Source organism: Rathayibacter sp. VKM Ac-2762, assembly GCF_009866585.1.
GTDB lineage: Bacteria > Actinomycetota > Actinomycetes > Actinomycetales > Microbacteriaceae > Rathayibacter.
Genome location: NZ_CP047419.1, coordinates 2,077,197 through 2,098,276 on the forward strand (window position 1 = coordinate 2,077,197; position 21,080 = coordinate 2,098,276).

The window sequence follows — 21,080 nt, forward strand, 5'->3', positions numbered from 1 at the left end:
GGACGCCTGCCCGACCGGACGCGCGCCGAGGCGGGCGCCCGCAGGAACGGACGCCCGCTGAGCCGGACCAGGTGCCGCCCGGTCCGGCCCGCCGTCAGCCCGCGGCCGCCAGCTCGTCCCGGCTCGCGGCGGCCAGCGCCTCCCGGGCCGCGCGCTGGAGCGCGGGATCCGGCACGGGGAGCGATGCCAGGAGCTTCTGCGTGTACGCCTCGCGGGGCGAGCGGAGCACCTCGGCGGTCGACCCCTGCTCCACGACCGCGCCCTGCCGCAGGACGACCACCCGGCCGGCCACGCGGTCGACGACGGCGAGGTCGTGGCTGACGAAGAGGCAGCCGAAGCCGAGCGCGCCCTGCAGCTCGGCGAACAGCTCGAGCACGGTCGCCTGCACGGAGACGTCGAGCGCGCTGGTCGGCTCGTCGGCGATGAGCAGGCGCGGGCGCAGCGCGATGGCCCGGGCGAGCGAGGCCCGCTGCCGCTGCCCGCCGGAGAGCTCGTGGGGGAAGCGGTCGGCGAAGGCGCGGGGCAGGCGGACCGCGTCGAGCAGATCCAGGACCTCCTCGCGCACGCCGGCGGCCGACTCCGCGCGCCCGTGGATGACGAACGGCTCGGCGATGCACTCGCCGATGGTCAGGAACGGGTTGAAGCTGGTCGCCGGATCCTGGAAGACGAAGCCGAGGTCGGCGCGCGCGGCGGCACCGAGGGAGGCGCGGCGCCCGACGAGCTCGGAGCCGAGGACCCGGAGCGAGCCGCCGGTCGCGGGGACCAGCCCGGCGATCGTCCGGGCGAGCGTCGTCTTGCCCGAGCCCGACTCCCCCACGAGGCCCAGGACCTCGCCGGGGGCGAGCGTCAGCGAGAGGTCGGCGATCGCCGTGAAGGAGGGCTTGCCCAGGCGCCCCGGGTAGACGATCTCGAGCCGCTCCGCCACGACGAGCGGCTCGCTTCCCGGAGCGGGCTCGGGCCCCGCAGCGCCGGGCGCGCCGATCCGCGGGACCGCGGCCAGGAGCGAGCGGGTGTACTCGTGCTGCGGAGCGGAGAACAGCGACTGCACGTCCGCGGTCTCGACGATCCGGCCGCCGTTCATCACGATCACGCGGTCGGCCAGGTCGGCGACGACCCCCATGTTGTGCGTGATGAGGAGCATCGACCCGCCGAGATCGCGCCGCAGCGTGCGCAGGAGCTCGAGGATCTCGGCCTGCACGGTCACGTCCAGCGCGGTCGTCGGCTCGTCGGCCACGATCAGCGGGGCGCCCTGGATCAGCGCCATCGCGATCACGATCCGCTGCTTCTGCCCGCCCGAGAACTGGTGCGGGTAGTCGTCGATCCGCCGCTCGGGATCGGGGATCCCGACGGTCCGGAGGATCCGGACGGCCTCGGCCCGCGCCTCGCGGCGGCCGAGGGAGGTGTGCGCGCGGAGCCCCTCGACGATCTGCCAGCCCACAGTGAAGACCGGGTTGAGCGCGGTCGACGGCTCCTGGAACACCATCGCCGCCGCCGCTCCCCGCAGCCGCCGCATCGTCTTCTCGGGGGCGCCGACGATCTCGACGTCGCTCCCGCCGTGGCGGAGGCGGATGCTGCCGGAGACGACGGCCGACTCCGGCAGCAGCCCGAGGACCGCCTTGCCGGTGACGGTCTTGCCAGAGCCCGACTCCCCCACGAGGGCGACGATCTCCCCCGGCGCGACGTCGAGGTCGACGCCCTCGAGCGCCTGGACCGGGCCGTGGTCGGTGTCGAAGACGACGCGGAGGTCGCGGATGCTCAGTACGGCGGTCATCGCCGGGCCTTTCTCTGGCTGCGGCGGCGGACGCGCAGGCGGGGGTCGGACAGGTCGTTGAGGCTCTCGCCGACGAGGGTGATCCCGAGCACGACGATCATGATCGCGGCGCCGGGAGCGACGCAGGTCCACCAGATCCCGCTCGTGACGTCCTGCACCGAGCGGTTGAGGTCGTAGCCCCACTCGGCGGCGGAGGTGGGCTCGATGCCGAAGCCGAGGAAGCCGAGGCCGGCCAGCGTCATGATCGCCTCGGAGGCGTTCAGCGTGATGATCACGGGCAGGGTGCGGGTGGAGTTGCGGAGCACGTGGCGGATCAGGATCCGCCGGTCCCGCGCGCCCATCACGCGCGCCGACTCCACGAAGGACTCGGAGACGACCCGGAGCACCTCCGCCCTGACCACCCGGAAGTACTGCGGCACGAAGACGACGGTGATCGACATCGCCGCGGCGAGGACTCCGCCCCACAGGCTCGACTGGCCGCCCGAGATCACGATCGACAGGACGATCGCGAGCAGGAGGCTCGGGAAGGCGTACACGGCGTCGGCGACGACCACGAGGATCCTGTCGAGCCAGCCGCCGACGTAGCCCGACACCGCGCCGAGCAGCACGCCCGCCGCGACCGAGGTCAGGAGCGACAGGGCGATCACCTGGACCGCGGTCCGCGCTCCCCACAGGGTGCGCGAGAGGACGTCGTAGCCGCCGACCGTGGTGCCCAGCAGGTGCTGCCCGCCGGGCGGCTGCTGCGCGCCGAAGTTGCGGCCGTCGACGGCGAGCTGGTCGTAGCCGAACGGGGCCAGCAGCGGCGCGCACGCGGCGACGATCACGAGGGCGCCGACCAGCGCGAGGCCGATCAGGAGCATCGCCCGCTGGGACCCGGTGCTGCTGCGCACCTGCGCGACGAGGGGGAGGCGGTCCCGCAGCGGACGCGGCGGAGCGGAGACGGTCGTCATGTCAGAACCTCACTCGGGGGTCGATCAGGGCGGCGAGGACGTCCACCGCGAAGTTCGTGACGGCGACGATGATGGCGAGCACCGCGACGATCCCCTGCACGGCGACGAAGTCGCGGGCGGCGAGGTACTGGCCGAGCATGAAGCCCAGCCCGCGCCACTCGAACGTGGTCTCGGTGAGGACCGCACCGCCCAGGAGCATCGCGATCTGCATGCCGATGACGGTGATGATCGGGATGAGGGCGGGCCGGAAGGCGTGGCGGGAGACGAGCCTCCCCTCCGAGACCCCGCGGGAGCGGCCGGCCTCGACGTAGCCCGCCTGCAGGGTGCCGATCATGTTGGTTCGCACGAGGCGGAGGAAGGTGCCCGCGGTGAGCAGGCCGAGCGTGAGGCCCGGGAGGACCGCGTGGGCGAGCACGTCGGTCACTGCGGAGCTGCTCCCGGAGCGCAGCGCGTCGACGAGGAAGAGCCCGGTCGGCTGCTGCAGCGTCGTGAGCATCAGCTCCGTCCCGGTGCTCGAGCGGCCCGCCGTGGGCACCACGTCGAGGACGACGCCGAAGACGAGCTTGAGCAGGAGCCCGGCGAAGAAGACGGGGGTCGCGTAGCTGAGGATCGCGAGGACCCGCAGGACGATGTCGGGCGTCCGGTCCCGCTTGCGGGCGGCGATCGCGCCGAGCGGCACGCCGACGACCAGGGCGACCAGGAGCGCGTAGACGGCGAGCTCGAAGGTGGCGGCGCCGTACACGGCGAGGACCTCGGTGACCGGGCGGTTGTCGCTGATGGTGGTGCCGAAGTCGCCGCGCAGGACGCCCCCGAGGTAGTCGACGTACTGCACCAGCACGGGGCGGTCGTAGCCGGCGGCGGCCACCCGGGCGGCCAGCTCGGCCCCGGAGAGCCGTCCGCCGAGGGCGGCGGTGATCGGATCGCCGGTCAGGCGCATCAGGAAGAAGACCATCGTGACGAGGATGAGCACCGTCGGGACGATCAGCAGGAAGCGGAGGAAGAGATAGCGCAGGAGAGGGTTCGAGGCGCTCTTCACGCCGCGACGCCCGGGGAGGACGAGGGGCAGTGAGACGGACACGGGGCTCCTTCCGGCAGGGCCGGTCGCTCCGGCCCGTCTCACGCTAGGGAGTGGGTCAGGCGCTCCTCGCCGTCAGGATTCGCGTTCTCGGAGCGGCCGTTCCGACAGCTGTCTGAACGGCTCCGGAGCGCCTCGCGCGCTCACCTGCGCGCGGGAAGAGGGGACTGCGGCTTGGTCACTCCGTAGGCGAAGGAGGTCTCGATCGAGGCCAGGGCGGGGATCATCCGGATCCTCGTGCGCACCAGCGTCTCGTACCCCTCGAGGTCCTCGACGGCGATCTTGAGGAGGAAGTCGCTGTCGCCCGCCATCAGGTACGCCTCCGTCACGTGGGGGATCCCGCGAATGGCCGTCTCGACCTGCTCGACGATCTCGGGGCTGTGGCTCTCGAGGCGCAGGCGCACGAAGGCGGTGATGGCCAGGCCCACCGCGCGGGGGTCGACGACGGCGCGGTAGCCGATCAGCACGCCGTCCTCCTCGAGCCGGCGCACGCGGCGCAGACACGGTGAGGGCGAGAGGCCCACCCGGTCGGCGAGGTCCTGGTTGCTGAGCCGGCCGTCCTGCTGGAGCTCCTGCAGGATGCGCATGTCGATGTCGTCCATACCGCCGATCCTGGCAGATCCTGCCGCTACCACCGGATTCCGCGCTCGGATCCGCAATCGCCAGCCTCCTCCCCCGACCTAGCCTCGGAGGGTCGGCATCAACCGGCCCCGCCGAGAGGACCGCCATGACCAGATCCGCCCTCACCGGGACCGTCGCGATGATCGCGACCGTGGCCACCTGGGCCGGATTCGCCCTGAGCATCCGCGGGATCGGCGGGTCGGGCCTCACCACGGTCGACGTCGCGCTCCTGCGCTTCGGGATCCCGCTGCTGGTGCTGGCACCGGCGCTCCCCGGCGCGATCCGGGCGATCCGGCGCGAGTCGCCGCTCACCCTCGCCTGCCTCGCGGTCGGCGCCGGGCTGCCCTACTTCCTCACGGCCGCCGCGGGCGGGAGCCTGACGAGCGCGGCGCTCGTGGGCCTGGTGATCCCCGGCTCGGTGCCGGTCTTCGTCGCTCTGCTCGCGCTCCTGCTGATGCGCGAGCGCCCGAGCGGCGCCCGCCTGGCCGGACTGGGCGCGATCGTCGTCGGCGTCGTCGTCATCGTGGTGCTCACCTCGGCGGCGTCGGTCGCCCTGGGCATCGGCATCCTGCTCGCCGCCGGGATCCTCTGGGCCGTGTACACGCTGGGCCTCCGGCGGACCCGGCTGACCCCGGTCGCGGTGCTCGTGGTGGTCTGCGCCCCCTCCTTCCTCCTGAGCCTCGTCGCGGCGGTCACCGGCGCCCTGCCCTCCACCCTGTTCTCGGGGTCGGCCGATCCGAGCGCCGTCGCGGTGTTCGGCCTCGTCCAGGGCGTCGGCGTCGGGATCGTCGCCGCGCTCGCCTACACCGTCGCCGTCCGCTCCCTGGGCGCGGGCCGCGCCGCGGCCTTCGGGTCGCTGAGCCCCGTCGTCACCGCCCTGGTCGCGCTGCCGCTCTTCGGCGAGACGCTGCCGGCGAGCGAGGTCGTCGGGCTCGCCCTGATCGTGCTCGGCGTGATCGTCGCGAGCACGGCGCGCCGGACCGCCCCGCCCGTGCCCGACCCCGTCCCCTCCCTCTCCCGCCCGACCCCCTCCAGGAGCCACCGATGATCGTCACCGCGCACAGCCTCGCTCCCGACCCCGTCTGGGAGCTCACCCGCCGCTACGCCGCCGACCCCCGGCCCGACCGCCTCGACCTGACCCTCGGCGTGTACCGCGACGAGAACCTGCAGGCCCCTGTGATGGACGCCGTCCACGACGCGGAGCGCCTCCTGCTCGGGCGGCGCGAGTCGAAGCAGTACCGGGGGCCGAGCGGCCACCCCGCCTTCACGGCGCGGATGAGCGCGCTCCTCCTCGGCGAGGACCTGGCGCAGCGGGCGATCGGCGTGCAGACCGTCGCGGGCACCGGCGCGCTGCGGCTGCTGGCCGAGTTCCTCGCGCACTTCGAGCCGGGGCGGCGCGTGATCCTCGGTGCCCCCTCCTACGTGAACCACGCCCCCGTGCTGCGCGCGGCCGGCCTCGACATCCACGCCGTCCCCTTCCTGGACGCGTCGGGCCGCCCCTGGCTGGAGCCGACCGTCGACGCCCTGCGCTCCGCCCGGCCCGGCGACGCGGTGCTCCTCCAGGGCAACTGCCACAACCCCTCCGGAGCCTCGCTGACGCCCGCGATGTGGGACCGGCTGACCGACGAGATCGTCCGGGCGGGCGTGATCCCCTTCATCGACCAGGCCTACTACGGGCTGGGCGACGGCCTCGAGGAGGACCTCGCGGGGATGCGGCGGCTGCTCGCCCGCGTGCCGGAGGGCATCGTCTCGGTCAGCTGCTCGAAGGCGTTCAGCCTCTACAGCGAGCGCGTCGGCTGCGCCCTCCTCCTCCTGGACCCGTCCGGCACTCCGGGTGCGATGAGCACCCTCGAGGCGATCGCTCGGGCGGCCTACTCGCAGCCCCCGCACCACGGAGCGGCCATCGTGGCGACGATCCTCGGCGACGAGGATCTCGAGCGCTCGTGGCGCGACGAGCTCGAGCGGATGCGGAACCGGGTCACCCGGCTCCGGGACGGCCTCATCGGCGGCGCTCTCGCGGCCGGCGCCCCCGCCCGCTTCGCCGCCCTCCGCGACCAGCGGGGCCTGTTCCTCTCTCTCCCGCTGTCGCCGACGGCCATGCACCGCCTCCAGCACGACTTCGGCGCCTACGGGCTCCCGTCGGGGCGGATCAACCTGGCCGGCGTCCCCCGGACCGCGGTCGACCGGCTCGCCTCCGCGCTGGCCGAGGTGGCGGCCGAGGACGACGCCGTCCGGGCGGTGGCCTGATGGACCGGCGGGAGCGCGCCCGGCTGCTCGACGAGCTCATCGCCCTGCCGACCGTCTCGGCCGATCCCTCGCGCCTCGGCGACCTGCGCCGGAGCGCCACCCTGCTCGCCGACGCCCTGCGGGAGCGCGGCTTCGACACCCGGCTCGTCGAGGACGACGCCGGCCGCCCCTCGGTCGTGGGCACGCGCGGACTGCTCCCCGGCGTCCCCTCCGCTCTGCTCTACGCGCATCACGACGTGCAGCCCGCGGGCGCCGGCTGGACGTCTGACCCCTTCGTGCCGCTGCACCGGGGGGATGTGGTCACCGGACGCGGCAGCGCCGACAACAAGGCCGGCGTCGTGGCGCACCTCGCGGCGATCGACGAGCTCCGCCCCGACCGGCGGCTCGGCCTGATCGTCGTCCTCGACGGCGGCGAGGAGGTCGGCTCCCCCGGAGCGCCCGCCCTGCTCGCCGGGCTCGCCCTGGAGGAGGCGCCCGCGCTGGTCCTCGTGAACGACGGCGTGAACGCGGCCCGCGGCACTCCGTCGCTGACGCAGTCGCTCCGCGGGCTGCTCGCCGTCGACGTCGAGGTCGCCGTGATGGACGAGCCCGCGCACAGCGGCGTGAACGGCGGAGGAGCGGTCGACGCCCTGACCGCGTTCTGCCGACTGGCCGCCTCCCTCCACGACGAGCGGGGCGAGGTGGCCGTGCCGGGGCTGCGGGTCGGCGCGCCGGCGACCGCCCGCGTCGATCCGGACGCCTTCCGGGCCCGGCTCGGACTGCTCGACGGGGTGCACGTCGCCGACGACCTCGCGACCGCCCTCTGGGCCTCTCCCGCCCTCTCCGTGCTCGCGATCGACGCGCCGCGGATCGCGGAGTCGGCGAACGTGCTGCTCCCCCGGGTGCGCGCGCGCGTCTCGCTCCGGGTGCCGCCGGGGCTCGCGATGGACGACGCGGCCGCCGCGCTCCGGGCGCACCTGCTCGCGCAGCGGCCCTTCGGTGCGCACGTGCGCGTGGACGAGGTGAGCCGGAGCGAGCCGTGGAGCGACGCGCGCATCTCCGGCGTCGTGGTCGCCGCGCTGCAGGACGCGTGGGGGCGCTCGCCCGACCTGCTCGGAGGCGGCGGCGGCATCCCCGTCGTCAGCGCCCTCTCGGCGGCGTTCCCGGAGTCGGTCCTCTGCATCACGACCGTCGCCGACGCCGAGTCGAGGGTCCACGGGCCCGACGAGAACGTCGACCTGCGGGAGCTGGACCGCGCCGTCGCCGCGGAGGCCGCGGTCCTCGACGCCCTGGCCCTGCCGCAGGACTGACGAGAGCCGGCCGCCCCCACCGCTCAGCGGGAGGGACGGCCGGCTCTCGTGCACGTCAGCGGCTCAGCGCCGGGCCTTCAGCGCACGGGTGGCAGCGCACGGCCTTCAGCGCATCGCCTTCAGCACCCGGTCGCCGGCCATCTCGGCGATCATCGACGCCTCGTCCGGGTAGAGGGCGGGGTCGACGCGGTCGAGGCGGAACGGCTCCGGATCGGCGAAGGGCTCGGTGCCGGTGATCATCTCGGCGACGAGACGGCCCATGCCCGGCCCGTGCGTCACTCCGGACTCGTTGTCGCCCGCCAGCACCCAGAGGCCGTCGCACGCGGGGACGGGCCCGATGTAGAGGCCGCCGTCGACGGAGTAGACGGGCATGCCCTGGATGATCTCGGCGGTGCCGAGCCCTGCGAGCGCCGGGAACACCTCGGCGACGGACGCCTGGTAGTCGCGCTGAGCCTCGATCAGCTGCGGCGAGACGGGGCGGGCGAACGCACGCGCCAGCCCCTCCTCGCGCTCCAGCACCGAGACGCGGCGGTAGGCGAAGCCGCCGCCCCACGAGAACGCGCCGCGCAGCTCGCGCAGCCACAGGCCCAGGTCGAGGCTCTGGATCGTCGGCATCAGCGGCGAGAGCCCGGCCTGCTCCGAGACGAAGCGGGTGGCGACGGTGGGGATGAGCGGGAGCGCCCGGCCCACGGTGCCCAGGAGCGCCGGGGTCCAGGCTCCGGCGGCGAGCACCACGGTCGCCGCGTCGACGACACCCGCCGTGGTCTCGACACCGGTCACCCGGTCGCCGTCCCGGCGGATCCCGGTCGCCTCGGTGCCCCACGAGAAGCGGACGCCCAGCGCCTCCGCGCGGCGGAGGACCTCCTGGAGCGCGAGCCCGGTGGTGACCTGGATCGCCTCGGGGAGCAGCACTCCGCCGACGACGCTCGCCGGGTCGACCGCGCCGAAGGTCATCGACGCGACCTCGTCCGCGTCCAGCGCGCGGGTCCCGGGGGACGCCAGCGGGTGGCGCACGATGCCCTCGACGAGGGTGGTGAGGGTCGTCTCGGTGCGGGCGATCGCGATGTTGCCGTTGGCGGCGAACTCGATCTCGACGCCGGCGTCGTGCAGGCCCCGGTAGAAGGAGAGGCCGTACTCCTCGAGGGGCACGGCGTGGGTGCCGATCCGGCGGTTGCTGTCGGCGCCGTAGCGGGCGACGAAGCCGGCTCCGGCCGGGGTGGTGCCGCTCAGCGGCGAGCCGGCGTCGATCACCGTGACGTCGCGGGCGCCGAGCTCGATCAGGTGGAGGGCGGCCGAGGCGCCGATGATGCCCGCGCCGACGACGCAGACGGGTCCAGGATTCGAAGGCATGCCCGATGGTAGGCAGAGCGGGGGTCCCGGGGGCACGTGCTGCTGTCGAAGGGGCGGAGGGGGCGGCTCGACGGCTGTCGGAGGGTCAGCCCTCGGTGATCCGGACGTAGGGCGACATCCGGAACCAGAGCTGCAGCATCAGCCGGGTGTCGCCGTCGGCGAGGTCGAGCCCGGTCGTCTCGGCGAAGCGGCCGAGCCGGTAGTAGACGGTGGTGCGGTGCAGGTGCAGGTCGGCGCCGGTCTGCACGACGTTGCCCGCGTTCGCGAGGAAGGTCCGCACCGCGAGGATGTTGTCCTCGGACTGCTCCTGCATGGCCCGCCCGAGCTCGGGCGGAACCAGGTGCGACCGCAGTGTCTCGGGGAGCAGCGCCGCGAGCATCCCATCGAGCCCCGACTCGTCCCAGCGGACCGCGCCCGCCTCCGTCGCTCCCGCGACCCGCGCCGCGCACTCGGCCTGCTCGTGCGAGTGCAGCACGCCGTCGAGCCCGGGCACGAGCGCCCCGACCCCGATCGTCGCCGCGATGCCCGCGCCGTCGAGGCCGCGGCGGAGCGACTCGACGAGCGCGGCGATCCGGTCCTCGGCGGGTGCGACCGAGTAGCCGACCAGCACGACCACGCCCTGGTCGGTCCGCGCGACGGCGGCACCGGAGCTGTGCTGCGCGACGGCTCGCGCGATCACACGGACCGGGGCGCCGATCGAGCGGTCGCCCTCGCCCTTCGCGATCACCAGGCCGAGCACCTGGTACGCGACGCAGCCGCGGAAGATCCCCGCCGCCGCGATCTCCTCGGCCGCGTCGACCCGGTCGTCCGACCGGTCCGAGAGGAGCGCGAGCACCTGCGCCTCGACCTGCTGGAGGCCGTCGTCGAAGGTCATCGCGCGGCGGACGAGCACGGTCCGCATGTCGTCGACCGCGCGGTCGACGGCGTCGAAGTCCGCGGCCGTGAGGGTCTCGTCGTCGATGATCCAGATCACCGCGGCGAGCTCGCGGTCGACGCGCACGGGAGCGACGTACCGCCGCCGGAGGCCCAGCTCGGGCGCCGCGTCGGTGAAGAACGCCGCGGTCGCGCGCAGCACGCCGGCCTGCCGGGCCCACTCCGCCCGCTCCGGCGTCACCGAGCGCCCCACCAGCGACTCCACCCGGGCGGAGTCCTCGTCGCCGAAGTGGGCGCTGTGCGCGAGGAGCTGCAGCTCCGCGTCGTCGACGGCGACCGAGCGCCCCAGCACCCCCGCCAGGCGCTCGACGATGTTCTGCAGCGGCTCGGGCGAGAATCCTTGGCCTTCGGGCGGCATCGTCTGCTCCTCCTGGACGGATGCTCCGGCGGCACCGTGGCTTCACCGTAGACCAGCGCGGCGCCTGCGCCGACGAACCGGCGGTGCGGATCCGGGCGGGGCGGCGAGCGCCGCGCACGGCGCGACGCCGGCCCCGCGGGAGGGAGCCGGCGTCGTGCCGTCGCGGTTCCGGCTACTCGAGCAGCTTGCCCGCGGTGGCGACCTCGCCGCTGATCAGCGCCTGGATCTCCTCCGGCACCGCGGGGATCTCCTCGCGCGTGATCCCCGTGGAGGGCGACCAGACGAGGTTCACCTGGAGGGCCGGGTCGATGTCCGGGTAGTCGCTGCGGTTGTGGCAGCCGCGGCTCTCCCGGCGCTCGAGCGCTGCCTCGAGGGTGGCCCGCGCGGCCATCGCGGCCGACTTGAGGTCGAAGGCGTGGGCGAGGTCCTGGAAGCCGGCGATGTCCGGGTGCACGCCGATGTCGGCGATGCGCGCCTCGATCGCGTCCAGCTCGGCGAGCCCGGCGAGCAGGCCCTCCTCGTCGCGGACGACTCCGGCGTGCTCGGTCATCGTGTTGCGGATCGCGCGCTGCAGAGCGCGGACGTTCTCGGCGCCGTCGGCCGCGAGCAGGCCGGCGATCTCGTCGCGGGCGACCTGGACGGACGCGGCCGAGCGCGTCTGGGCGGTCAGTGAGGCGGAGTACTCCGCCGCCGCCTGCCCGACGATCCGGCCGAAGACCAGCAGCTCGATCAGCGAGTTGCCGCCGAGGCGGTTGGCGCCGTGCAGTCCGCTGGAGGCCTCTCCGATCGCGTAGAGCCCGGGGACGTCGGTGCTGTGGTCGTCCGAGCGCACCCAGACCCCGCCCATCGAGTAGTGCGCCGTGGGCGCGATCTCGATCGGGTCCTTCGTGATGTCGAGCATCTGCAGCTCGAGCATCGTCTGGTACACCCGCGGCAGCCGGGTCATGATCGTCTCGCGCGGCAGGTGCGAGACGTCGAGCCAGACCCCGCCGTTGGGCGTGCCGCGACCCTCCTTGATCTCGGTGTAGCAGGCGAGGGCGACGCGGTCGCGGGTCGAGAGCTCGAGGCGCTCGGGTTCGTACTTGCCCATGAAGCGCTCGCCGAGGCCGTTGCGGAGGATGCCGCCCTCCCCGCGGGCCGCTTCGGAGATCAGCGTGCCCGCCGCGTTCTCGGGCTCGATGATGCCCGACGGGTGGAACTGGACGAGCTCGGGGTCGCGCAGGCGGCCGCCGGCCTCGACGGCCAGGCGGAACGAGTCGCCCGTGTTCTCGTCGCGGCGGGAGGAGGTGCGGCGCCAGATGCGGTTGTGCCCGCCCGCGGCGAGGATCACCGCATCCGCGTGGATCAGGTAGCGGGTGCCGTCGACGAGGTCGAAGCCGTAGGCGCCGAACACTGCTCCGTCCTCGTTGACGAGGATGCGCGTGACGTACACGGTGTCCAGGATCGGGATCTCGAGCTGGGCGGCCCGGTTGACGAGCGTGCGCTGGATCTCGAGGCCGGTGTAGTCGCCCGCGAAGGCGGTCCGGCGGTAGGTGTGCGCGCCGAAGAAGCGCTGCGAGATGCGGCCGTCGTCCTCGCGGGCGAACGGCATGCCGTAGCGCTCGAGGTCCTGGATGCCGCGGGCGGCGTTGGAGGTGACGATCTCGACCGTGTGCGGGTTGGCGAGCTGGTAGGACTCGGTGATGGTGTCGGCCGCGTGCTGCTGCCAGCTGTCGTCGGGGTCCATCGTGGCGAGGGCGGCGTTGATGCCGCCGGCGGCGAGGGAGGTGTGCGCGTCCGACTTCGAGCGCTTGCCGAGCGCGAGGACGTCCACGCCCGCCTCGGCGAGCTCGATCGCGGCGCGCAGGCCCGATCCGCCGGTGCCGATGACGAGGACGGAGGTGGAGATCCGACGCTCCGGTGCGGTGGTCTCTGAAGTGGTCATGCCTCCACGCTAGGCACGGCGCTTCGATTACTCCAATGCATAATGCTGGGCACAGCCATGCGCATAGGGTATGCATATGGATCTCGAGCAGCTCACCGGATTCGTCGAGGTCGCCCGCCTCGGCAGCTTCACCCGCGCCGCCGAGGAGCTGCATCTCGCGCAGCCCTCGCTGAGCCGCCGGATCGCCGCGCTGGAGCAGGACCTCGGCTCCGAGCTCTTCCACCGGGCGCGCTCCGGCAGCACCCTCACACCGGCCGGGGAGCTGCTGCTGCCGCTCGCCCGGCGCATGCTCGCCGACGCCGGATCGGTGCGCCGCGAGCTGGCCGAGCTGGCCGGGCTCGAGCGCGGCCGGGTGCGGTTCGGCGCGACGCCGACGCTCTGCATCAGCCTCGTCGCGGAGGTGCTGCACGCGTTCCACTCCGCGCATCCCGCCGTGGAGCTGCACCTCGCCGAGGACGGGTCGCGGAGCCTCTTCGACCAGCTGGCACGGGGCGAGCTCGACCTGGCGCTGGTGACGACCTCGACCGCGGCCGCTCCCGGCGCCTTCACGGTGACGCCGCTGCTCGTCGAGGAGCTCGTCGTGGTCTCCTCCGCCGCGGAGCCTCCCCTCGCCGCGACCGGCGCGCTCGACCTGGCCGCGGTCGCCCGCCTCCCGCAGATCGTCTTCAACTCCAGCTACGACCTGCGCCGCACGACCGACGCCGCGTTCGCCGCCGCGGGCCTGGAGCCGGACGTGGTGCTGGAGGGCGCCGAGATGGACGCGGTGCTGCGCTTCGCCGAGCGGGGCCTGGGCGTCGCGGTCGTCCCGGCGATGGTGCTGCAGGGGCGCCCGGGGCTGCGCTCGATCCGCATCGAGGAGCCGACGCTCGAGAAGCCCACGCTGACCCGGACGATCAGCCTCGCGCGCCCGGCGGACCTCGCGCCGACCGCCGCGGCGCGGGTCATGCAGCGCACCATCGCGGCGACCGCCCGCGCCTTCGCCGCCCAGGCCGGCGGCACGATGCGCCTGGCCGACAGCCGCTGACCGAGCGGGGGCCTCGAGGCGCCGCTGCTCGACCAGCAGGACGGCGCACATGCTGATCGAGCGGCCCCGGAGGGGCGCATCGAGATCTCCCCCGCACGCGCAGGAGCGCCCCCGGCCCCGCAGGGCCGGGGGCGCTCCCCGATGGTTCAGCCGTGCGCTACGAGCACGGGCGCGCCGCGTACGGAGCGCTCACCTCCGTCTCGACGGGGGCGCCGTTCATCGTGGCCGTGGCCTCGACGGTCACCGCACCGGCGGGCAGGTTCGCCTGACGGGTGGTGAAGGCGTGCGACACGGTCTTGCCGGGCGCCACCGAGGTGAACGACTTCGTGCCGGACGTCGACGTGAAGGTCACGCCGACGGGGACGTCGGAGCCGTTGCTCGCCTGGACGGTGACGATCGCCTTGCCCGCGATGCAGCGGGTCGCCGCGCTCGCCGTGATGTCGAGCGCCGGAGCCGCCTCGCCCTCGGTGAAGGCGAAGGTGTCGAGCTCGAACAGGTCGCCGGAGGGTCCGGAGTAGCTGAAGAACACGTCGTGCACTCCGGTCGCTCCGGTCAGCGCGGCGCTGACGTCGGTCCACTCACCGGTCGTCCCGTTCACCGCGACGGTGCCCGCGACGGGCCCGGTCTCGGAGTCGAGGCGGACGGTGACGGTGCCGCCGGCCTGCAGCGTCTTGGCCTTCGCGGTGAACGTCGCGGCTCCGGTGTCCCCGAAGTCGACGGCCGACAGCGCGGTCCAGTCGCCGTTGTCGAGGTCCTTCAGCACGAGGTTCTGGGTCGCGCCCGCGGCGGGGGTGCCGAGCGGCGCCGTCGCGATGCCCTTGCTCCAGCCGATGGTCTCGGCCGGGAAGGTGCGGTACGGATCGAAGTCCTTCACCTGGTCGACGCCCTTGTAGTCGCCGACCACCTGCTGCACCGTGCCGTCGGCGTTGAACTGCAGCTCCTGGATGTGCGGGCTGCGATACCCCTGGGTGGTGTCGCCGTTGATCCGCTTGTTGAGCGTCGGCGCGTGGTAGGTGAAGTAGTACTTGCCGCCCAGCTCGAAGACCGACTGGTGGTTGTTGCCGCCGGTGCCGGCTCCGAAGAAGCGGCTCTGGTTCGGGAACATCACGCCGGCGTAGTTCTCCTTGGGCCAGGACATCGGGTCGTCCGAGATCATGTAGCCGATCTCGCCGCCGCCCGGGTAGCCGGGCTCGCGGGTCTGGTTGCCGCCGAAGTCGTTGCCGCCGAAGTGGGACGAGTACGAGAGGTAGTACTTGTCCTGGCGCTTGAACACCTGGGCCGCCTCGAACGCGACGGGCGCGTCCACGACGGCGGAGGTGCCCTGGGTCGAGATCATGTCGTCGCCGAGCTCGATCACGCGGATGTTCTTCGGGTTGTTGAAGCGCTCGGCCGCGGGGAGCGCGGTCGAGGCGGGTCCGCCTCCGAAGAACAGGTAGCCCTGGCCGTCGTCGTCGACGAGCGGTGCCGGGTCGAACTTCCACGCGACCGCCTCGGCGCCCGGGGTGGACGCGTTGATGAGCGTGGAGGTGCGCTGGCTGGTCCACGGGCCCACCGGCGAGTCGCCGGTGATCACGTTGCTGGAGCCGCCGCCGTTGGCGTAGTAGAGGAAGTACTTGTCGACGCCGTTCACGGTCTTCTTCGCCATGCCGGGAGCCCACGAGTTGCCGGTGTAGGGCGCGACGCCGGTGGAGCCGGCGACCTGGATCTCGCCGTGGTCGGTCCAGTTGACGAGGTCGTCCGAGGAGATCACGGTGATCTGGTTGATCTTGCCGTAGTCGATTCCCGCCGAGACGCCCGTGGCGGGGTTCGGAGCGTAGCCCTGGGTGTCGTTCGTCATGTACATGTACACGCGGCCGTTCTCGACGAAGCCGAAGCCGTCGGCGCCGAACTTCCAGCCCATGAGCGGGTTGTGGTCGCCCGGGATCTTGCCCACGACCTCGATGGTGCGCGAGGCGGGCGCGGGCGGCGCCGCTCCGACCAGCGAGACGTCGTCGAGCTTGTAGTCCATGAGGTGCGTCTCGGGCGCGGCCGAGGGAGTCGCGGTCCACGGCGTCTCGAAGAAGAGGCGCGCGGTCGCGACGCTCTGCCCGGCGGGGATGGTGAACGATCCGTTGATCGTCGCCCACTGCCCCTTCGTGGCCGTGACGCTCGCGAGGTTCGTGTAGGTGCCTCCGCCGTAGTGCATGGTGGCGAAGAACTGCTTGGTCGCGGGGCTCGCGGCGTTCTCGTACTTGATCTGCGCCTTGACCTGGTAGGTCTGGCCGGCGACGACCTTGCCGCTGAGGTCCTGCATGGCGCCCGCGCCGGTGGTCGTGCGACCCGTGACGAGCGCTGCGGCGGTGCCGGTGCGCGCGTCCGTGGTCGTCGCGATGGCGCCGGCGTCGGCGGCGTTGCCGTTGTTGACGAACCAGCTGCTGATGCCGCTCTCGAAGCCGCCGTTGACGATGAGCTCCGCCTCAGCGGCGGACGAGGTCTGGGCGGCGAAGGGTGCCACCAGGAGCGCGGTCAGCGCGGCCGTGGCCAGCAGCCTCAGCCGCAACCGCCCCTTCGGAGCGGCTTCTCGTTGTGGTGATCTCACGGATCCTCCTTGATCGTGTCGTGCAGGAGATCGTCGGCGACGGGTGCCGCTGACGCGTTCGGGGGCGGGGGCGGCCGCGCGGGCCGCCCCCGGAGTGCTCAGCCGCAGGACGCGGCCGGATGGGGCGCTCTCACCGTGGTCGTCACCGGCTCGCCGTCGAGGGTGGCGGTCGCAGTCACGACCACCTCGGCGGCGGGGACCGAGGCCGCCCGCGTGGTGAAGGCGTGGCTCGTCGTGGCGCCGGGTGCGAGCGCGGCGACCGTCTTCGTGCCGGAGGCGCTCTCCATCCGGAGGGCGACGGGCACGTCGTCGGCGTTGGTCGCCCGCACGGTCACGACGACCTTCCCCGCGATGCAGCGGGTCGCGGCGGCGGCGGTCACGTCGAGCGACGCCTCCTTCAGCGTCCCGAGGCGGGCCAGCTGGTAGCTGAGCGCGCGCTCCGGGGCGTCGATCTGGTTCTGCGATCCCGCGGTGCCGACCGCCTGCGCCTTCGCGAGGACCGACTGGAGGTCGGACCAGGCGTCGGCCGGGTAGTCGTCGGAGCGGAGCGTCGCCGCGTGGGCGACGGCCGCGTCGAGCTGCGAGCGGTCGAGCGCCTTCCCCTCCGAGGAGAGGGTGTCGCTCAGGAGGAACTCGTCGACGTCGACGTGGCCGCCGGCGGTCTTCGTCGCGTAGCTGAACAGCCCGAGGCGGTGGCCCATGAAGTGCGTGAGCTGACCGTCGAGGGTCTGCGGGCCGACGCGGCTGCCGAGCTTCGTCCAGCTCGTCCCGTCGAGGCTGTACGAGAAGGTCGTCCAGAGCTGTCCGGCCGGGGCCGAGAGCTCGAGATCGGCCTTCAGGCGCACCTGCGAGGCGTCGCCGAGGGCGGCGGTGGTGCCGGGGAGGAAGGACTCCACGGCCGCCTGGTCGAACGTGGTCGCGAACGGCTGACTGCGGTTCACGACGCCGACGGTGGTGACGCCGTCCACGCGCTTGACCGCGACGTAGGAGAAGCCGCGGTTGTAGGCCGCGAGCCCGGCGACGTCGCCGTCCTTCATCCCGGAGACGTCGAACGCCGCCTCCGCCGACTGCTTCGGAGCCACGATGCGCTGGGAGAGCGTGTTGCGCGCCTCCTCCAGGTACGTCATCTCGGGCGAGCCCGAGAGACGCGTGTGCGCGGCCGTTCCGCTGAGCACCTTCCCGTTGGTGAGGCGGAGCCAGCCCTCGCGCTCGGTCAGCGACCAGTAGCGGTTGTCGGGGGCGTGGTTCCACTGCCAGGGGAGGGCGAGGGTCGAGCCGTTCGGCTGGATCTCGGCGGCCGTCGGGCGCTCGAGGGTGGGGGCGGCGCCGACGAGCGAGACGTCGTCGAGCAGGTACTCGGTGCTCGAGGACGCCGGCTGCGGGTTGCCCCACGGCGTCTCGACGGCGAACTTCACGCTGCCGACGTTCGCGGTCTCGGGCACCGTGTAGGTCCCCGTGATCGTCGTCCACTGCCCCTGCGTGACGGCGGCGGACGCCATCGTCACGGGTCCCGCGCCGAAGTCGGCGCAGAGGTTGAAGCGGACCGACGCGGGGCCGGTCGTGTACTTCACCTTCGCGGACACGGTGTAGGTCACGCCGCGCTGCAGCTTGTTCGCGAGCACCTGGCTCGGGCCTGAGCCGTTGAGCGTGCGGGTGCCCACGCGGAGCGCGGCGGTGCCGGACGCCGGGTCGGTCGTGTCGGCCGACAGCGTCGCGCCGAACTGGCCTGCCCACGGCGCCGTCCCCGACTCCGCTCCCGGGTTCTGGAGCAGCTGCACGCCGAGCAGCGACGCGTCGTAGGCGGGCGCGGGCGGGATCGTCCACGACTCGTCCTGGTAGGCCTTCGCCGGGGCGTCGTTGTCGAAGTCGTCCGAGACGACGATGCTCTTCTGCCGCTCGAACAGCTCCTCCTCGGGGCTGAGGCGGATCGGCTTCGGGAAGCTCCCGCCCACCGGCACCGAGCCGTTCGTCCCGAACGTCGGCCAGCCGTCCTTCCACGTCGCCGGGATGAGCCCGGGGATGCGGCCGGTCGGGAAGCTGTCGCGGAAGAACATGCCGTGCCAGGCGGTCGAGCCGTCCTCCTTCGCGATCGGCACGAGGCTCCCCTGGGCGAACCCGCTGGAGTTCAGCACGCCCTTGCCCTCGTAGGGGTTGCTGCCGTCGGCGGTCGCGTAGCGGCCCAGCAGCTCGGAGGAGCGGAACAGCGCCACCTGGCGGCCCTGGCCCGAGGGCCACGTGATGATGACGATGTAGTACTGCCCGTCGATGTACTGCACCTGCGCGCCCTCGAACAGGCCGCCGAGGTAGCCGGCTCCCGGGTAGTCCGAGGTGCGGAGGATGTTCGGGTACTCCGCGACGACGGTCGTCAGGTCCTCGCTCAGCTTCACGGCGCTGGTGGATCCGGAGCCGTAGAAGATGTACGGCGTGCCGCCGTCCGCGTCGTCGAAGAACAGCGACGGGTCGTGGAAGGCGCGGCCGAGGGCTGTGCGGGTCCAGGCTCCGTCCTCGATGTCGTCGGTCGAGTAGAGGTAGGAGCCGCCGAGGTTGTTGGTGTTGAAGACCGCGTAGTAGCGGCCGTCGTGGTACCGCAGCGACGAGGCCCACTGGCCGTTGCCGTAGGAGTTCTGCCCGTTGCGGAGCGAGAAGCGGTCGCCGATCTCGAGCCGGTCGAAGACGTAGTTGACGATCTCCCAGTTGACGAGGTCGTAGGACTTCATGATCGGGGCGCCCGGGCTCAGGTGCATCGTGGTGCTGATCATGTAGTAGATGTCGCGGCCCTCGTCGTTCTCGGCCGCGGGCACGCGCTCGACGCTGACGTCGGGCACGTCGGCGTTCAGCAGCGGCACGGAGTAGGTGCCGTCGCCGCGGTCCGTCGACGTGTACGAGGCCTTCGGCGACCACGCGCCGGCCGCGGTCGCCGGAGCCGCGCCGGAGGCGAGCAGGCCCGCCGCGAGGAGGGCGCCGATCGCCGTGGAGGCGACTGCGCGCATCGGGGTCATTCGAACAGCGACAGCGTCAGGACGGAGGAGTAGTCGCCGGGGGCGACGTCGGCCTCGGTCTTCAGGGTGAGGCCCGCGGACACGGTCCAGGACCCGTCCGTCGCGGTCTCCTGCGAGTCGAGCGACAGCGCGAGCAGCTCCTGGTCGAACAGGCCCACGGCGTCGGCGCCCTCGTCGAGGATCGTGTCGACCGGGTCGCCCTCGGACACGAGGCCCGACTCGCCGCCGTCCACGAGGACCGGCGTCCAGCCGAGGTGGTCGGAGGAGATGTCCTCCTGGTCCGCGTCGCCGGTGAAGGCGCTCGCCGAGCCGAGGACGTACCAGCCGGCTCCGGCCGGGATCTCGTCGACGGTCCGGGTGTCCGTCACGGTCACGTCGGGCAGCTGCCCGGTGAACGCGCGCACGGTCGGGGTGGAGCCCTCCTCGGCGAGCGTGGCGGAGGTGCCGTCGATCGACATCGAGAGGGCGCCGGGCTGCTCCAGCTCCTCGATGCTGACGTTCACGTCGACGTCGTCGGAGCCGTACTCGGTGTCGGCGGCCGCGGCCGCGGCGGCGACGCCGGACAGGAGCAGGCAGCCGGCGAGAGCGGCGCCCGAGCGGACGAGCCAGAGGGGTCGGGGGGTGCGTCGCGTGGACATGGTGTTCCTCACTCGATCGGCATCGTCGCCGATCAGGTCGAGCGCCGGACGGCGCGGAGTGGTGGCGCGGCCCGAGGCCGCGAGAGGACGGAGCGCGGCGCAGCCCGAGGGGCGTTCGGCCGCGCCTGGAGCGCAGGACGCGCGGAGAGCGGCGGACGGCTCGTGCGCGGCGGCTTCCACAGCGTGGCCACGCGAGCTCCAGCTCTCGACCCCCTCAGCACTGAGGGGAGAAAGGCTGCCCGACACTCGTCTCTCTCGACTGCTGAGCTTTCCCTCAGCTAGTCTTGCGGGCAATGTTACCGGGAACATTCCCGATTGCAAGGACGTGTTCTCAACCGTCCGGAGCAGCGCAGCGAGGCGATGACCGCGTTCCGCCGCGGCCGGGCGGGGACGGCGGGAGGGGACGAGGATGTCCGCAGGGGCGGCGACGGCGGAGGCCGAGCAGGAGGTCGTGACGACGGAGTGCGCGGAGCGCTCGGGCGTCATCGGCGTGCTCCTGGGCGATTTCGAGCCGTTCGGCACGGAGGTGCTGCAGGGAGTGGCGACGGCGCTCCGGGGGACCCGGTTCGACCTCCTCGCCGGCAGCGGGGCGAGCCGCCGGGGCCGGGCGGGATGGGAGCAGGAGTCCCTGCGGCGCCTCACCGAGGCGCACGTAGCGGGAGCGATCCTGGTGACTCCCTCCGGCGTGATCCCCCCGTCGGACCTGCCGCTCGTCGTCGTGGATCCGCTGACCGCGCAGACCGAGCTGCACTCGGTGGCGACCGACGACTTCGGCGGAGCGCAGCTGGCGACGAGCCACCTGATCGGGCTCGGCCATCGCCGCATCGGCTTCGTCGCGGGCCGCCCCGACCTGGAGTCGTCGCACCGGCGCGGCGCGGGCTACCAGCGGGCACTCGCGGACGCCGGCCTCCCCTACGACCCCGCGCTCGTGCGGGTCGGCTACTACCGGCACGACCCCTCCCTCGTCGCCGCCCACGAGCTGCTGCTGCTGCCCGACCGCCCGACGGCGGTCTTCGCCGCGAACGACGCCTCCGCCATCGCCGTGATCGAGGCGGCCCGGGCGCTGGGCCTCTCGGTGCCGGGGCAGCTGTCGGTCGTCGGCTACGACGACGTGCCCGACGCCTCCCGGGTGGTCCCCGCGCTCACGACGGTGAGGCAGCCGCTGCACCGCGTGGGGCGCGCGGCCGCCCGGGCGCTCCTGACGCTGATCGACGGCGGGAGCGTGGCCGAGCCGCACGTGCGGCTGCGCAACAAGCTCGTGCTCCGCGGGTCGACGGCGCCTCCCGCCGAGGGCCCGCCGTCCGGCTGACTCCTCCCCCTCCC

The 21,080-nt window shown here is 73.3% G+C and carries 15 protein-coding genes; 5 read left to right on the forward strand and 10 right to left on the reverse strand.

Annotation, left to right across the window (positions count from 1 at the left end):
• Positions 1-94: 94 nt before the first annotated feature.
• The 4 genes from GTU71_RS09845 to GTU71_RS09860 form a co-directional block, all read right to left on the reverse strand.
• Positions 95-1,771: an ABC transporter ATP-binding protein gene (locus GTU71_RS09845; protein ID WP_159939803.1), complete on the reverse strand. Its 1,677-nt coding sequence runs from the start codon at positions 1,769-1,771 to the stop codon at positions 95-97.
• Positions 1,768-2,721, reverse strand: a complete 954-nt coding sequence (locus GTU71_RS09850; RefSeq protein WP_104328278.1) for an ABC transporter permease — start codon at positions 2,719-2,721, stop codon at positions 1,768-1,770. Before GTU71_RS09850 ends, GTU71_RS09845 begins: the two co-directional genes overlap by 4 nt.
• A 1-nt stretch (position 2,722) precedes the next feature.
• Positions 2,723-3,787: an ABC transporter permease gene (locus GTU71_RS09855; RefSeq protein WP_244230686.1), complete on the reverse strand. Its 1,065-nt coding sequence runs from the start codon at positions 3,785-3,787 to the stop codon at positions 2,723-2,725.
• Positions 3,788-3,939: 152 nt separating this feature from the next.
• Positions 3,940-4,398: an Lrp/AsnC family transcriptional regulator gene (locus GTU71_RS09860; RefSeq protein ID WP_104282519.1), complete on the reverse strand. Its 459-nt coding sequence runs from the start codon at positions 4,396-4,398 to the stop codon at positions 3,940-3,942.
• Between the two features lie 125 nt (positions 4,399-4,523).
• On the opposite strand from GTU71_RS09860, the gene GTU71_RS09865 reads away from it, so the two are divergent.
• The 3 genes from GTU71_RS09865 to GTU71_RS09875 are packed head-to-tail and all read left to right on the forward strand — an operon-like array spanning position 4,524 to position 7,953.
• Positions 4,524-5,465, forward strand: coding sequence for a DMT family transporter (locus GTU71_RS09865; protein WP_159939805.1), 942 nt, complete (start codon positions 4,524-4,526; stop codon positions 5,463-5,465).
• Positions 5,462-6,664: an aromatic amino acid transaminase gene (locus tag GTU71_RS09870; protein ID WP_159939807.1), complete on the forward strand. Its 1,203-nt coding sequence runs from the start codon at positions 5,462-5,464 to the stop codon at positions 6,662-6,664. The genes GTU71_RS09865 and GTU71_RS09870 overlap by 4 nt, the downstream gene beginning before the upstream one ends.
• Positions 6,664-7,953, forward strand: coding sequence for a M20/M25/M40 family metallo-hydrolase (locus tag GTU71_RS09875; RefSeq protein WP_159939809.1), 1,290 nt, complete (start codon positions 6,664-6,666; stop codon positions 7,951-7,953). Before GTU71_RS09870 ends, GTU71_RS09875 begins: the two co-directional genes overlap by 1 nt.
• 105 nt (positions 7,954-8,058) lie before the next feature.
• On the opposite strand, the gene GTU71_RS09880 is transcribed toward GTU71_RS09875, so the two are convergent.
• The 3 genes from GTU71_RS09880 to GTU71_RS09890 form a co-directional block, all read right to left on the reverse strand.
• Positions 8,059-9,303 carry an FAD-binding oxidoreductase gene (locus GTU71_RS09880; protein WP_159939811.1) on the reverse strand — a complete coding sequence of 415 codons (1,245 nt, stop codon included), beginning with the start codon at positions 9,301-9,303 and terminating at the stop codon, positions 8,059-8,061.
• Between the two features lie 85 nt (positions 9,304-9,388).
• Positions 9,389-10,594 (reverse strand): helix-turn-helix domain-containing protein, encoded by a 1,206-nt coding sequence (locus GTU71_RS09885; RefSeq protein WP_159939813.1) that lies wholly within the window; start codon positions 10,592-10,594, stop codon positions 9,389-9,391.
• Between the two features lie 172 nt (positions 10,595-10,766).
• On the reverse strand, positions 10,767-12,518 hold the full coding sequence (locus GTU71_RS09890) for an FAD-dependent oxidoreductase (protein WP_159939815.1): 1,752 nt from the start codon (positions 12,516-12,518) through the stop codon (positions 10,767-10,769).
• Positions 12,519-12,588: 70 nt separating this feature from the next.
• On the opposite strand from GTU71_RS09890, the gene GTU71_RS09895 reads away from it, so the two are divergent.
• Entirely contained in the window at positions 12,589-13,542 is a 954-nt protein-coding gene (locus tag GTU71_RS09895; protein ID WP_159939817.1) for a LysR family transcriptional regulator, read from the forward strand.
• 157 nt (positions 13,543-13,699) lie between these two features.
• Here the strand turns inward: GTU71_RS09895 and GTU71_RS09900 are convergent, their stop codons facing one another.
• From GTU71_RS09900 to GTU71_RS09910, 3 genes are all read right to left on the reverse strand, one after another.
• Positions 13,700-16,120 (reverse strand): family 43 glycosylhydrolase, encoded by a 2,421-nt coding sequence (locus tag GTU71_RS09900; RefSeq protein WP_208543569.1) that lies wholly within the window; start codon positions 16,118-16,120, stop codon positions 13,700-13,702.
• Between the two features lie 98 nt (positions 16,121-16,218).
• Positions 16,219-19,110 (reverse strand): family 43 glycosylhydrolase, encoded by a 2,892-nt coding sequence (locus tag GTU71_RS09905; protein ID WP_244230522.1) that lies wholly within the window; start codon positions 19,108-19,110, stop codon positions 16,219-16,221.
• Between the two features lie 5 nt (positions 19,111-19,115).
• Complete coding sequence (locus GTU71_RS09910; RefSeq protein WP_104233676.1) at positions 19,116-19,757, reverse strand: hypothetical protein; 642 nt, start codon at positions 19,755-19,757, stop codon at positions 19,116-19,118.
• Positions 19,758-20,166: 409 nt separating this feature from the next.
• On the opposite strand from GTU71_RS09910, the gene GTU71_RS09915 reads away from it, so the two are divergent.
• The gene (locus GTU71_RS09915) at positions 20,167-21,066 is read left to right on the forward strand and encodes a substrate-binding domain-containing protein (protein WP_159939821.1); all 900 of its coding nucleotides are present in this window, start codon (positions 20,167-20,169) and stop codon (positions 21,064-21,066) included.
• The last annotated feature ends 14 nt before the right edge of the window (positions 21,067-21,080 follow it).

What these genes read in the sequence shown, in the direction of transcription:
- GTU71_RS09845 (WP_159939803.1), bottom strand. Translation starts at nt 1,771, where the DNA reads ATGACCGCCGTACTGAGCATCCGCGACCTCCGCGTCGTCTTCGACACC.
- GTU71_RS09850 (WP_104328278.1), bottom strand. Translation starts at nt 2,721, where the DNA reads ATGACGACCGTCTCCGCTCCGCCGCGTCCGCTGCGGGACCGCCTCCCC.
- GTU71_RS09860 (WP_104282519.1), bottom strand. Translation starts at nt 4,398, where the DNA reads ATGGACGACATCGACATGCGCATCCTGCAGGAGCTCCAGCAGGACGGC.
- GTU71_RS09865 (WP_159939805.1), top strand. Translation starts at nt 4,524, where the DNA reads ATGACCAGATCCGCCCTCACCGGGACCGTCGCGATGATCGCGACCGTG.
- GTU71_RS09870 (WP_159939807.1), top strand. Translation starts at nt 5,462, where the DNA reads ATGATCGTCACCGCGCACAGCCTCGCTCCCGACCCCGTCTGGGAGCTC.
- GTU71_RS09875 (WP_159939809.1), top strand. Translation starts at nt 6,664, where the DNA reads ATGGACCGGCGGGAGCGCGCCCGGCTGCTCGACGAGCTCATCGCCCTG.
- GTU71_RS09880 (WP_159939811.1), bottom strand. Translation starts at nt 9,303, where the DNA reads ATGCCTTCGAATCCTGGACCCGTCTGCGTCGTCGGCGCGGGCATCATC.
- GTU71_RS09885 (WP_159939813.1), bottom strand. Translation starts at nt 10,594, where the DNA reads ATGCCGCCCGAAGGCCAAGGATTCTCGCCCGAGCCGCTGCAGAACATC.
- GTU71_RS09890 (WP_159939815.1), bottom strand. Translation starts at nt 12,518, where the DNA reads ATGACCACTTCAGAGACCACCGCACCGGAGCGTCGGATCTCCACCTCC.
- GTU71_RS09895 (WP_159939817.1), top strand. Translation starts at nt 12,589, where the DNA reads ATGCATATGGATCTCGAGCAGCTCACCGGATTCGTCGAGGTCGCCCGC.
- GTU71_RS09905 (WP_244230522.1), bottom strand. Translation starts at nt 19,110, where the DNA reads ATGCGCGCAGTCGCCTCCACGGCGATCGGCGCCCTCCTCGCGGCGGGC.
- GTU71_RS09910 (WP_104233676.1), bottom strand. Translation starts at nt 19,757, where the DNA reads ATGTCCACGCGACGCACCCCCCGACCCCTCTGGCTCGTCCGCTCGGGC.
- GTU71_RS09915 (WP_159939821.1), top strand. Translation starts at nt 20,167, where the DNA reads ATGTCCGCAGGGGCGGCGACGGCGGAGGCCGAGCAGGAGGTCGTGACG.